The 12,879-nt window shown below is 64.0% G+C and carries 9 protein-coding genes; 7 read left to right on the top strand and 2 right to left on the bottom strand.

Going from position 1 to position 12,879, the window contains the following annotated elements:
• Positions 1–18: 18 nt before the first annotated feature.
• On the bottom strand, positions 19–828 hold the full coding sequence (locus tag SH602x_RS15710) for an MBL fold metallo-hydrolase (RefSeq protein WP_479473207.1): 810 nt from the start codon (positions 826–828) through the stop codon (positions 19–21).
• Positions 829–1,482: 654 nt separating this feature from the next.
• On the opposite strand from SH602x_RS15710, the gene secA reads away from it, so the two are divergent.
• The 3 genes from secA (at position 1,483) to SH602x_RS15695 (ending at position 7,211) form a co-directional block, all read left to right on the top strand.
• Positions 1,483–5,178, top strand: coding sequence for a preprotein translocase subunit SecA (gene secA / locus SH602x_RS15705; protein ID WP_479473206.1), 3,696 nt, complete (start codon positions 1,483–1,485; stop codon positions 5,176–5,178).
• A 135-nt stretch (positions 5,179–5,313) separates the two neighbouring features.
• A complete protein-coding gene (locus SH602x_RS15700) occupies positions 5,314–5,733 on the top strand; it encodes a hypothetical protein (RefSeq protein ID WP_479473205.1) in 420 nt (139 codons plus the stop codon).
• Positions 5,734–5,861: 128 nt separating this feature from the next.
• Positions 5,862–7,211, top strand: a complete 1,350-nt coding sequence (locus SH602x_RS15695) for an outer membrane protein assembly factor BamB family protein (protein WP_479473204.1) — start codon at positions 5,862–5,864, stop codon at positions 7,209–7,211.
• A 79-nt stretch (positions 7,212–7,290) separates the two neighbouring features.
• Here the strand turns inward: SH602x_RS15695 and SH602x_RS15690 are convergent, their stop codons facing one another.
• On the bottom strand, positions 7,291–8,007 hold the full coding sequence (locus SH602x_RS15690) for a hypothetical protein (protein WP_479473203.1): 717 nt from the start codon (positions 8,005–8,007) through the stop codon (positions 7,291–7,293).
• Between the two features lie 317 nt (positions 8,008–8,324).
• Between SH602x_RS15690 and thiC the strand changes: the two genes are divergently transcribed.
• The 4 genes from thiC (at position 8,325) to SH602x_RS15670 (ending at position 12,873) form a co-directional block, all read left to right on the top strand.
• Positions 8,325–9,686 carry a phosphomethylpyrimidine synthase ThiC gene (thiC, locus tag SH602x_RS15685; protein ID WP_479473202.1) on the top strand — a complete coding sequence of 454 codons (1,362 nt, stop codon included), beginning with the start codon at positions 8,325–8,327 and terminating at the stop codon, positions 9,684–9,686.
• A 149-nt stretch (positions 9,687–9,835) separates the two neighbouring features.
• Positions 9,836–11,296 (top strand): MFS transporter, encoded by a 1,461-nt coding sequence (locus SH602x_RS15680; protein WP_479473201.1) that lies wholly within the window; start codon positions 9,836–9,838, stop codon positions 11,294–11,296.
• A 115-nt stretch (positions 11,297–11,411) separates the two neighbouring features.
• Complete coding sequence (locus SH602x_RS15675) at positions 11,412–12,122, top strand: 3-keto-disaccharide hydrolase (RefSeq protein WP_479473200.1); 711 nt, start codon at positions 11,412–11,414, stop codon at positions 12,120–12,122.
• Between the two features lie 88 nt (positions 12,123–12,210).
• Positions 12,211–12,873: an HAD family hydrolase gene (locus tag SH602x_RS15670; RefSeq protein ID WP_479473199.1), complete on the top strand. Its 663-nt coding sequence runs from the start codon at positions 12,211–12,213 to the stop codon at positions 12,871–12,873.
• The last annotated feature ends 6 nt before the right edge of the window (positions 12,874–12,879 follow it).

Genomic DNA, 12,879 nt, shown 5'->3' with positions numbered 1-12,879 from the left:
GCTGCAAGAAAAGTTCGCTCACGTCAGCGGGATGCGCATCCCGTCGTAGCCCATCTCGACGCCGTCGGGAAGTTGGGCAGAGATCGTCGAGTACTCGAGGTCGTGCGACGTGTGCACCAGGATCGTTCGCTTCGGACGAAGGCGGTCGACCACGGCCAGCGCCTCTTCCAGGTTCATGTGGGTCGGATGGGCCCGGTAACGCAGCGCGTCGATGACCAGCGTGTCGAGGTCTTCCAGCTTCGGCCAGCTCTCGTCGGGAATCGTTTTCACGTCCGTGCAATAGGCGACCCGCCCGACGCGAAAGCCATGCACCACGAAGCGGGGGCCATGCAGCAGGCGGATCGGAACGATCGTCGCGCCCAGGACGTCGAACGGCTCCTCCTCGAACCGATGCATCGCCAGTTGGGGCGTCGCGCCGGCGTGGGTCGGTTCGAGATTCGCGAAGGCGTAATCGAACGACTTGCGCAGGCGTTCCTCGACCTCGGCTGTCGCATAGACCGGCACAGGCCCCCCCAGATAAAACTGGAGCAGCCGCAGGTCGTCCATTCCGAAAATGTGGTCGGCGTGCTCGTGGGTGTAGACCACGGCGTGGACCAGGCGGATGCGTTCCCGCAGCATCTGGGTGCGGAGATCGGGCGACGTATCGACGAGCAAATTTCCCTGCGGCAGGCCGAAGACGGCGCTGGTGCGGGTGCGGTCGTTCCGCGGATCCTCGCTCCGGCAGACCGGACAGGCACACCCGATCATCGGGACGCCGACGGAAGTTCCCGTCCCCAGCAGAATAAGTTCCCCCCGAACGGAGGCGAATCCTTCGGCTTCGTCCGGCATGGCGTAAGGGGTCGGCAGCAGGGAGGACGAGAGGGGAAGAACGGGCCCCAAAACCCGCGCGGCGCGGAAATTGCGGTCTCCGACGCCGGCAGGGTTCCGGAACGCCGCTGGCGTGCGGTTCCGCGACCCGGCTCATTCTGGGACGCTGACGCCCCTCCGCAAGAGGTTGGCGGGCCGACCGACTCAGGTTGACCCGTCCGTGGCTGGCGCTTAAATTTCCAGTTGATCTAGAGTTATGTCGAATCCGTCCCTCCCGAAACTCGTTTCAACGTCGGCGCCAGCCGGCGTCGACGCGGCGATTCGGAGGGAGCGGAACGAGTTCCGGGCGCCGATCGGTTCGCCCGTCGCAGCGCCCTGGATCGCCTGCCGAATCGGCAGGCACGAAACGATCGAAGATGGGAGTCCTGCGGGCGAAATGCCTTCGGAACGACCGCTTCGAAACGCGAGCTTCGAAACGCGATGAGGACGGCTGACTCTGCCGTCTGACTCGATTGTATACGTGCAAATGTTCTGGAAGTCTGACCGGTTGCCCCGAGGCGACGCGATGACTTCATCAGGATCGCTCTAAACCCGAAAACGACCCGAGGAATCGCCTTCCGGAATTCGCCCGGACGGTCGGTTTCTTCGGAGCTTGAAAACAGCAGGCCTCACGCCATGGAATCGCTGGAACGCGTTTGGGAATACACCGGGATGGCCTTCAACGGCGTCCTGCAGGGTTTCGAGCGGGGCCTGACCGGGCTGTTCGGCTCGTCGAACGCCCGATACATCAAGAAGCTGGAAGCCAAGGTCGAGGCGATCAACGCGCTCGAATCGCGCTACCAGGCGATGAGCGACGAGGAACTTCGTGCGCAGACGGTTCGATTCCGCGAGCGGCTGGCGAACGGAGAGACGCTCGACGACCTGCTGATCGAGGCCTTCGCCGTCTGTCGCGAAGGGGGCCGACGCTTCCTCGGCATGCGTCATTACGACGTGCAGATGATCGGCGGCATGGTGCTGCACAGCGGCTCGATCGCCGAAATGGTGACGGGCGAGGGTAAGACGCTCGTCGCGACGCTGCCCGCGTATTTGAACGCCCTCGAAGCCAAGGGCGTTCACGTCGTCACGGTCAACGACTATCTCGCTCGCCGCGATATGGAATGGATGGGCCCGCTCTACCTGGGCCTGGGACTGACGGTCGGCACGATCCAGTCGGACATGAGCGTCTCCGACCGCCAGAAGTCGTACGACTGCGACATCACGTACGGCACCAACAACGAGTTCGGCTTCGACTATCTCCGCGACAACATGCGGATCGCGGCGCGCGGCGACGATCGTTTCCCGAAGCAATACCAGCAGTCGCAGGGGCCGCTGAACTACGCGATCATCGACGAAGTCGACAACATCCTGATCGACGAGGCGCGAACGCCGCTGATCATCTCCGGCCCCGCCTTCGACGACGTCAAGAAGTACTCCGAAGCCGACCGGATCGCGCGGCAGCTGAAGGAAGAGGTCCACTTCAAGATCGACGAGAAGCAGCGCAACGTCACCCTCAACGACGAGGGCGTGCGTCTCGCCGAAAAGCTCGCGGGCGTGGAGTCGTTCTACACCCCGGGCAACATGGAGTGGCCCCACCTGATCGATAACTCGCTCAAGGCCCACTACCTCTACAAGCGAGACGTGAACTACGTCGTGAAGGGCGACAAGATCGTCATCATCGACGAGTTCACCGGACGCGAGATGGACGGACGCCAGTGGTCCGACGGCCTGCATCAGTCCGTCGAGGCGAAGGAAGGCGTCCGCGTCAAGGAAGAGACCCAGACGCTCGCCACGATCACGCTGCAGAACTTCTTCAAGCTCTACGGCAAGATCTGCGGCATGACCGGTACGGCCATGACCGAGGCGAACGAGTTCTGGAAGATCTACAAGCTCGACGTGATCGCCATCCCGACCAATCGCGGGATGCAGCGCATCGAGTATCCGGACGTCATCTACCGGACCGAGAAGGAAAAGTACGAAGCGCTCGCCGACGAGATCGAGCGCATGAACAAGTTCGACACGCTCGAGCTCAAGGACGGCAAGGAAATCGCGGGAACGCTGGTCAAGGAAGAGGCCGACGCCTATGTCGTGCAGCCGGCGGAATCGAAGGAAAAGCAGACCTTCCCCAAGACCAAGGTGCGGAGCTTCGAACCGAAGGGCCGTCCGATCCTGGTCGGTACGGTCTCCATCGAGAAGAGCGAGAAGCTGAGCCGCCTGCTCGAACAGCGCGGCATCAAGCACGAGGTGCTGAACGCCAAGCACCACAAGCGCGAGGCGGAGATCATCGCCCAGGCGGGACGCATCGGCTCCGTGACGGTCGCCACCAACATGGCGGGCCGCGGTACCGACATCATCCTCGGCGGAAATCCGGAGACGATGGCCTGGGCCATTCTTCAGGACAAGTACAAGACCCGCCTGGACGTCCCCCGCGAAGAGTGGGACGAGCTCGCTCATCAGATCGACCAGAAGCACGGCATGAAGGCCGAAGGCAAGGTCGTCCGCGAGATGGGCGGCCTCTGCGTGATGGGCACCGAGCGCCACGAGTCCCGCCGGATCGACCTGCAGCTTCGCGGTCGCTGCGGTCGTCAGGGCGATCCGGGCAGCAGCCGATTCTTCCTGTCGCTCGAAGACGATCTGATGCGGATCTTCGCCGGCGAGTGGGTCCGCCGGATCCTGGACGGCCTGGGCATGGGCTACAAGGAAGCCATCGAAAGCAAGATGGTCACCCGCCGAGTCGAAGGCGCCCAGAAGAAGGTCGAAGAGCGGAACTTCGAGATCCGCAAGAACCTGCTCGAGTACGACGAAGTGATGGACCAGCAGCGGAAGCGGGTCTACGGCTTCCGCCAGCGCGTTCTCGACGGATTCGACACGCGCGAACAGGTCGAGCAGATGGTCGGCAAGGAAATCGACCGCCACGTCGACCTGTTCCAGGAACGCGACTACGGCATCGAGACCTACGCCGCCTGGCTGTCGAACGAACTCAGGCTGCCGTTCGAGAACCCGCGTCAGTTCCGCGGAATGGACGGCGAACAGGCGTCGCAGTACGCCCTCGACGAGGCCGACCGTCAGGCCGAGGCGCTGGTTCTGGCGAAGATCGACGAATGCCTTCCCGAGGCGCGCGGCGAAGACGAGGACGACGCCGACATCCAGAAGGACTGGAACTGGCAGGCGCTCGCGAAGTACATGAACGCGTTCTTCGGAACGAACTATCGCGACATCGATCTCCGCGGCATCGAACGCGACCAGTTGATCGACAAGCTGACGGAAGAGGCCTCGGCCCACATCCGGGCGACCGACCTGTCGCAGGGCAATACGTTCCTGGAGGACGACTTCGGCATCAAGTCGCTCGCGGGCTGGTTCGGCCACAAGTTCGGGCGCCGGCTCGACATCGCCGACCTGAAGAAGCTCGACAAGGACGGTCTGAAAAAGCGACTGAACGAACTGGCCCGCGAGTCGTACGACCTCCGCGAAGCGCAGTATCCGATCATGGCGGCGATCTACCGCTTCGCGCGCGGCGACGGTCAAGGCAACCGCATCGTCGACAAGGATCAGCTCGCCGAGTGGGCGGCTCGTCGGTTCGAAACGACCATCAGCCCCGACGATCTCAAGAGCATGCAGCGGGAGGACGTCGAAAAGCGTCTGCTCCTGATCAGCGGCGAGCATCAGAAGCTGGGGCGCTCGCTGAAGAAGTCGCTGCTCGAACGCTGGGCGAAATTCGAGGCCGATCCGGCGAGTTTCGACCGCACCGGGTTCGAGGACTGGCTCAAGCAGGAATACCACCTCTTCTTGGAACCTTCCGACTGGAAGAATCCGGAACACGAAAAGCTTCTCGCGAAGCTCCTCCAGGCGCATGCGGAGCGGTTCCATCCGGAGATGCGGCGCATGGAGCGGGGGCTCCTGCTCCAGATCCTCGACGGAAGCTGGAAGGATCACCTGCTGACGATGGACCGCCTGCGAAGCTCTGTCGGCTTCGTCGGCTACGCGCAGCTCGACGCCAAGGTCGAGTACAAGCGCGAAGGCATGCTGCTCTTCGACAAGATGTGGCAGAGCGTCAGCGATCGCACCAGCGAACTGATGTTCAAGATGGAGCAGCTTAACGAGGATTTCGTTAGCACCACGTGGGTCGAGACTGCCGCGCGTCACGATCAGGCGCGGACCGCCGTGGTGCCCGAGGAACTGAAGCAGTCGCAGCAGGCGATCGACGCCACGAAGGACGTGAAGATCGAACCGATCCGCAACGTCGGCGTGCAGCCCCGTCCGAACGACCCCTGCCACTGCGGCAGCGGGAAGAAGTACAAGCAGTGCTGCAGACGGAAGGACTTGGGCGAAACGTAAGCGCGTCGCCCACTCTCGTCCTGGCGAGCGGAGGGAGTAAGACCTCCGTGCTTCCCTTCGGGCAGGCTTCCCGCATGCCGAGCGGTTCGGTCTCGCATCGACATCAGACGGATTGCCTGTCCTACGGGAACTCCGATGGCCAAGTCGAAGTCCGAACTTCCCCTCAGCTACCTCGGCTGGCGCAGCGGACTGGGGAGAGAAGCGACCGTCTTCTTCGACGATCGCGAATGGACGCTCGTCGCCGTCGACAGGCTCTGGTCCGACGTCAGCGTCGACGGAAACAAGACGCCGTTCGTCGAGCAGACGCGACTCTTCGCGAAATCGATCGCCGAAGCGACCGGCGAGACGACCGCCTCCGGTCCTGACGGCGAAGAGATCGCGTTCGACCGGATCAGCGGCTTCCTGACGATCGGTTTCGAGAACGAAGACCTGCTCTGCGTCGATCCGTCGGATCGCCTCTCCGTCTGGGCGTTCGCCGCGGGCGAAGGGGGCATGATCGAACGGCTGGCCGACACGCTCGAAACATGGATGGAACAGGCAGAGTCGATCGATTGACCGTCGAATCGTTCGATAGCGTCGCCCGAGGCGCGGACGACCGCTCCGTTCGCTACCATGAATTCGCTCGCGGCGGCTTGAACGGCTCGCCGCGTACTGGGTTCCTGATCGCTTTCGGAGGTCTGCCGATGAAGTCGCTGGTTCGCTTCGCGATGCTCTCGACGCTCGCTCTCGCTGCGACGTTCTCCGCCCTCCCGTCGCACGGAGCGGAGCCGACCGCCGCGGTTCTGTCCAACTGGCATCAGTGGCGGGGCCCGCTCGCCTCGGGCGTCGCGCCGCAGGCCGATCCGCCGACCGAATGGAGCGAGACGAAGAACGTCGGCTGGAAGGTCGCGATCCCGGGTCGCGGCAACGCCACGCCCATCATCTGGGAAGATCGCGTTTACGTCGTGACGGTCGTGCCGACCGACAAGATCGATCCCGCGAAGGCCGATCCCGCGACGCAGCCGGAACGTCCCTTCGGCATCAAATTCCCGAACAACTTTCACCAGTACGTGACGCTCTGCCTGGACCGGGCCACGGGGAAGGAACTCTGGCGCCAGGTCGCGGCGGAGAAGGTTCCGCACAGCGGCACGCACGGCGACAACACCTACGCCTCGGCTTCGCCCACCACCGACGGCGAGCGGCTCTACGTCTGGTTCGGCTCGGTCGGGCTGTTCTGCTACAGCCTCGACGGCGAACTGCTATGGGAGCGCGAGTACCCGGAGGTCGAGACGCGCGTCAGCTTCGGCGAAGGCGCGTCGCCCGTGCTGCACGGCGACCGGCTGGTCCTCATCCGCGACCACGAAGGCGCGGACACCATCGAAGCGCTCGACGCGAAGACCGGCGAGACGATTTGGCAGATGGATCGCGACGAGCCGACCACCTGGTCCACGCCGCTGATCGTGGAGCATGCCGGACGCACGCAGGTCGTCACCAACGGCAAGAACCGCGTGCGGAGCTACGACCTGGCCGACGGCTCGCTCATTTGGGAGTGCGGCGGGCAGGTCGACAATGTGACGCCCTCGCCGGTGACGCGCGACGGCGTCGTCTACTGCGCGAGCGGTTATCGCGGTTCGTCGCTACAGGCGATTTCCCTGGATTCCACGGGCGACGTGACGGGAACGGACAAGGTTCTCTGGTCGCTCGGCCGGAACACGCCCTACGTGCCGTCGCTGCTGCTCTACGACGAACTTTTGTATTACACGCAGTCGAATGAGGCGATCGTTTCGTGCGTGAACGCCGACACCGGCGAGGCCGTTTTCGAACGCTCCCGTCTGGAAGGCATCCGCGGCCTGTACGCGTCGCCCGTCGGCGCGGCCGATCGGGTCTACTTCGCCGGTCGCGACGGCGGCTGCGTCGTCGCGAAGAAGGGTCCTGATTTCGAGATTCTCGCGACGAATACGCTCGACGACGGCTTCGACGCTTCGCCCGCGATCGCCGGGAAGCAACTCTTCCTGCGAGGGCGTCAGAACCTGTACTGCATCGAGGCGAAGTGAAGTCGGCGGACGTTGACTGGCCGCCGACGTCTGGTCGATCGTTACGCGCCTCGCAGCAGGTCGTCGCCTGCCGTTACGGTCACTTCTTCCGCACGACAGGTTCGACGCCGAACGATTTTCGAAGCTCCCACCTCGAAACGCCTCCGGGTTCGCCGGCGAAGATCTCGTAGGTGGCTCGCGTCGATGGTTGCAGTTGCGAGACGATCCGGGCGATGATCTCCTGCTCCGCTGCCCCGAGTTCCTTTAGAGCTTCGGAGCGCTCAGGCTCCGGTTTTCTCATTCGTCCGCTCAGTTCTCTGAACTTGGCGACATGCTCTTTTATGAGCGGCTGCGCCATCGCCATGTCGGCGTTCGTCATGCCGAGTTTGTCTTTGTATCGTTGAATCGAGAAGACCTCGATGCCGAGCAACTGCCAGGCGAGTTCCCGCAGTCGTTGATATTGCTCAGGGGTCAACCGCTCTGCGCCGGCCTGCTCAATGGCGTCTTGACGTGCATCGAACTCCGCGACGATCGGCTCGAGCGTCGCGATCTCCTGTTCGAGCTTCGCCCGCTCAACTGGGTCCGTCTCGGTCTGCGTTTTGATCGTCGCGATCTGCAGCTTCGATCGGTCGACCTGAAGGCCGATGTGGTCGTTCAGATCCTGCTGAAATAGCGGTTTCTGGTCTTCCGTCACGCCCACGAGGGAAGCGATCTTCGGGTCGTTGAGCAGCAGTACCGGATTCTGACCGTAGAAGTCTTCGCCCGCGGCGAACGGACAGATCGCGAACATCGCGGCGAGCAGCAGTCCCGTACCCATGGCATGCCTCCTCTCGTTTTCGCCCCCCCTGGCCTGCCATTCAGTGTATCGAGCGGGCGGCGCTGATGCCCGTTCGGCATCGGGACGACGGCAGGGGTCGAAGATTCGATTGACGACTCCAACGCCGCAAAGAGGTCAAGTTCTTCAGAACTGACCCGCAACCGACGGTCGCGTCGCCTTGTCCCGGAACTCTACGGCCGACAAAATGAGCGGTGCGGCGGCCGGGTCGCTTCGGCGGTCTCGGCTCCTCCCTCCATGGAAGACGTAAACGTTTCCGTTCGTTCGCGATCCGCGGAAGCGACAGCCCAGGATTTCTGATGCACAAGACCCAGTTGGAAGCCGCCCGCGCCGGCGTCGTGACGCCTGAAATGGAGTTCGTCGCCAAGCGCGAGAATCTCTCCGCAGAGACGATTCGCGACGAAGTCGCCGTCGGGCGAATGGTCATCCCGGCGAACAAGGTCCACCTCGCCGGCCGGCTGGAGCCGATGGCGATCGGGATCGCGGCGACCTGCAAGATCAACGCCAACATCGGGAACAGCGCCGTCACGAGCGACATCGACGGCGAACTCGAAAAGCTGCACGTGTCGGTCCACTACGGCGCCGACACGGTGATGGACCTGTCGACCGGCAAGAACATTGACAATATCCGCCGGGCGATCATCGAGGCTTCGCCCGTTCCGATCGGCACGGTTCCGATCTACCAGATGCTGGAGGAACTGGGCGGCAACATCGAGGACATGCAGATTCAGCATTTCCTCGACATGGTCGAGAAGCAGGCGTCGCAGGGGGTCGATTACATGACCGTCCACTGCGGCGTGCTGATGGAGCACCTCCATCTGACGACGAACCGCGTCACTGGCATCGTCAGCCGGGGCGGATCGCTGATCGCCAAGTGGATGATGGCCCACCGCAAGCAGAATCCGCTCTTCGAGCATTTCGAGGATCTCTGCGACATCATGCGGGAATACGACGTCACCTGGAGCCTCGGCGACGGCCTTCGTCCCGGGTCGCTCGCCGACGCCAGCGACGAAGCGCAGTTCGCGGAGCTCGACGCGCTGGGCGGCCTCGTCGAGCGGGGCTGGGCCAAGGGGACGCAGGTCATGGTCGAAGGGCCGGGCCACGTTCCGATGGACCAGATCGCCATGAACGTCGAACGCCAGATCGACGTCTGCAAGGGAGCGCCCTTCTACGTCCTAGGCCCGCTGGTCACCGACATCGCGCCGGGATACGACCACATCACGAGCGCGATCGGCGCAGCCCTCGCCGGCTGGAGCGGCGCGGCGATGCTCTGCTACGTCACGCCCAAGGAGCACCTGGGCCTCCCCGACGCGGACGACGTCCGCCAAGGCGTGATCGCCTACAAGATCGCCGCACACGCGGCCGACGTCGCCCGTAAGCGCCCCGGCGCTCGCGATCGCGACGACGCGCTCAGCCGGGCCCGCTTCGCGTTCGACTGGAAGGAACAGTTCCGCCTGTCGCTCGATCCGGAAACGGCGCAGTCGTACCACGACGAAACGCTGCCGCAGGAGACCTTCAAGAGCGCTCACTTCTGCTCGATGTGCGGACCGAAGTACTGCTCCATGAAGATCACCGAAGACATCCGCAAGATGGCGGCCCAAGGCCAACTGGTGACGACGGACGAGCTGGTGGCTCTCGATCCGCAGACCGCGGGGAACTGACGGAGCGTTCCGTAGCGCTCGTCCCGCAGAAGCGCGCATTCCCTGCGATCTAACGCGGCCTCGACGCCAGAGGCCGCGCGGCGTTAGGCTGGCTGGCGACGCCGGCGCTTCGTTTCGGCGCGTACGTCCTGAACGGAGCGTCCGAGCGAATGACGTCGCCTACCGATTCCGAGGCCTCCGACTTCGCATGGGGCGCGGCCGACGCTTATCCGGCCCCCGCTCAACTGGCGGACATGCCCTCCGCTGCGAAGTCTTCGTCGCTGAAGACGAACGACAGCCGCACCGCCCCGTCGAACGCCCCGCTGCTCGCCGATCCTTCCTTCTGGGGAATGAACGCGACGCAGTTTCTGGGAGCGATGAACGACAACGTCTACAAGTTCGCGCTGCTGTTCATCTTCGTCTCGGTGCCCTGGCGCGGAAACGCGATCGACCTTCAGGGCCTGGCGATTTTCGTCTTCTCGGTGCCGTTCATCCTGTTCTCAGGCTTCGCCGGCTACGTGTCGGACAAGCGCCCGAAGCGGGGAATCGTCGTCGCCGCCAAACTGGCCGAGGTCGTCATCATGACGGCAGGCGCCCTGCTCTTCTGGCGGTTCGGAGCCTACGGGTACGAAACGCTGACGCTGGCGCTAATGCTGATCACGCTCTTCTGCATGGGAGCCCAGAGCGCGTTTTTCGGCCCCGGAAAGTACGGCATCCTGCCCGAACTGCTGCGAAAGCGAGACCTGCCGTTCGCCAATAGCGTGATCGTGACGTTCACTTTCCTGGCGATCATTCTGGGCGCCGTGATCGCGGGCTTCTTCAAGCAGCATCTGGGCCCCCAACTCTGGATCGTCGGACTCGTTACGATCGGCATCGCGATCGTCGGCACGCTCACGTCGCTGCTGCTCAGGCGGCCTCCGGCGTCGGATCCGGACCTCGCCTTCCGCTGGGATACGCTCGGCATTCCGCACGAGATGCGCGACCTCTGCCGCCGCGATCCGGAACTGTTCAAAGCGCTCGCCGCATCGACCGCCTTCTGGTTCGTCGCGTCGCTCGCACAGCCCTCCATCGTGGCGCTGGGCCAGCGACAGCTTTACCTGCAGGAGGGCCCCAACTCGCTGCTGCAGGCGATGATCAGTTTCGGAATCGTCGTCGGCGCCCTGCTGGCCGGCTGGCTCAGTCGGGGTCGGTTCGAGCCCCGGCTGATGCGGGTCGGTCTCGCCGGGTTGCTGGTCTCCGTGCTGCTGCTGGCTGCTCCGAGTTCTTCGCTGCTGGCCGCCGATCCTGCTAAGGGCCAGGTCAATCACCTGCTCGGCTTCTGGGGCAGTCTGGCGGCGCTCGGCGTCGTCGGCGCCTGCACGGGCATGTTCGCCGTTCCGCTCACGACGCTGCTGCAATCGCGGCCCCCGCTCGGATTCCGGGGCCGAACGATCGCGACGCAGAACCTGCTCAACTGGATCGGCATCACGATCGCAGGCGCTTTCTATCAGGGCTTTTCGTACCTGTTCGACCGGCTCGAATTCCCGCCCAGCTATCAGTTCGCGATCTGCGGGCTCATCGTGCTCGGCATCCTGCTGCTCTACCATCCGGCGCGGATGGAGCTTCGCGAGTTGGAACCCGCCACGACGTGACGGAGGGGACCGGCGATTCGGCGCAGGTCCGGCTCGCTTCGTGATCGCCTCGCGGCAGGATTACAATGGCGAGAACGCCTCCCGCCTCTCCGTCTTCCCTCTGGAGCGCCTCGCGATGCTGCATCCCCTGCTCTCGAAAGTTTCGCTCCTCGCGGTTCTCGGAGCGCTGTTCGCCGGACAAGCCTCCGCCGTTCTCTCCGAGGAACCGCGCGCGGTTGCGGAGGACGAGCACGGCTTCGTCGCGCTTTTCTACGGCGAGACGCTCGTGGGGTGGGAAGGGAACGAGAAGGCTTTCCGCGTCGAGAACGGCGCGATCGTCGCGGGGTCTCTGGCCGAAGCCATTCCGAACAACGAGTTCCTCTGCACGAAGGGGGAATACGGCGACTTCGAGCTTCGCCTGCAGGCGAAGCTGCAAGGCAAGGGCGAGAACGCCGGGATCCAGTTCCGCTCGAAGCGGGTGCCGAATCACCATGAAGTCAGCGGCTATCAGTGCGACATGGGCCGGGCGTGGGACCGGTCCGTCTGGGGAGCCCTCTACGACGAAAGCCGTCGCAACAAGATGCTGGCCGAGCCGAGCGAAGAGGCGGCGAAGAAGGCCGCTCGCGAGCCGGGCGAATGGAACGACTTCGTCATTCGCTGCGAAGGGCCGCGGATCCGGATCTGGCTCAACGGCGTGCAGACGGTCGACTACGAAGAGAAAGACGCCGACGTCGCACGGACAGGCGTCATCGGACTGCAGATTCACGGCGGCGAGCCGGCGCAGGCAAGCTATCGGAATATCCGCCTGAAGCCGCTCGGCGAAAGTTCGCCCGCTCCGGCGAAGTAAGGCAGATTTTCGTCCGCCTCGAACATGCCCTCGACGCGACTCAGGCCGGGGCAAGAACCGCCGGCTCGGAAACCAGGGAGGAGCGAAGATGCCCGCGACGGAACGACCGGAGATCGAGTTCGTCTACTTCGACCTCGGGAACGTCCTGCTCTTTTTCGACCATCCGCGGGCTTGTAGGCAGATGGCGGAGCTTTCGGGCGCCGCGCACGACGTCGTTTGGTCTCGCGTGTTCCAGGGCGAACTCCAGATCGCGTACGAGACGGGCGATATCGACTGCGAGGCGTTCGAACGACTCTTTCGCGAGGCGTGCGCACCGAGCAGCGAGTATTCCCTCGCCGATCTCAAACGCGCGGCGAGCGATATCTTCGTCCCCAACGAGGCAGGCTTCGCCGCGGCAGGGAAGGTGGCCGAATCCGGCGTCCGAACGGGCATCCTCTCAAACACGTGTCCCGCTCACTGGGAATTCGTGCTGGAGCAGGATTACGGTCCGCGGCTGGCCGCGTTCGACGTCCACGCCCTGAGCTACGAGCTCCGCTCGATGAAACCGGCGGAGCCGATCTACCGCCGGGCAGCCGATCTGGCGGAGACGCCGCCCGAGCGGATCCTCTTCCTGGACGATCGCCCCGAGAACGTCGAAGCCGCGGTCCGGGCCGGCTATCGGGCGCATCTGTACGAACCGACGCTCGATTTCGACGCCCTGTGGGCGAGCTATCGGCACGTTGCGGCGAACGGGGAGGTTTACGAAAGCTGAGCGCGT

Source organism: Lignipirellula cremea, from assembly GCF_056501455.1.
This window is presented reverse-complemented; position numbering and strand designations above follow the sequence as displayed.

Excerpts from the sequence above, each read along its gene's own strand:
- SH602x_RS15670 (WP_479473199.1), top strand. The coding sequence starts at position 12,211 with ATGCCCGCGACGGAACGACCGGAGATCGAGTTCGTCTACTTCGACCTC.
- SH602x_RS15710 (WP_479473207.1), bottom strand. The coding sequence starts at position 828 with ATGCCGGACGAAGCCGAAGGATTCGCCTCCGTTCGGGGGGAACTTATT.
- SH602x_RS15690 (WP_479473203.1), bottom strand. The coding sequence starts at position 8,007 with ATGGGTACGGGACTGCTGCTCGCCGCGATGTTCGCGATCTGTCCGTTC.
- secA (WP_479473206.1), top strand. The coding sequence starts at position 1,483 with ATGGAATCGCTGGAACGCGTTTGGGAATACACCGGGATGGCCTTCAAC.
- thiC (WP_479473202.1), top strand. The coding sequence starts at position 8,325 with ATGCACAAGACCCAGTTGGAAGCCGCCCGCGCCGGCGTCGTGACGCCT.
- SH602x_RS15700 (WP_479473205.1), top strand. The coding sequence starts at position 5,314 with ATGGCCAAGTCGAAGTCCGAACTTCCCCTCAGCTACCTCGGCTGGCGC.
- SH602x_RS15675 (WP_479473200.1), top strand. The coding sequence starts at position 11,412 with ATGCTGCATCCCCTGCTCTCGAAAGTTTCGCTCCTCGCGGTTCTCGGA.
- SH602x_RS15695 (WP_479473204.1), top strand. The coding sequence starts at position 5,862 with ATGAAGTCGCTGGTTCGCTTCGCGATGCTCTCGACGCTCGCTCTCGCT.
- SH602x_RS15680 (WP_479473201.1), top strand. The coding sequence starts at position 9,836 with ATGACGTCGCCTACCGATTCCGAGGCCTCCGACTTCGCATGGGGCGCG.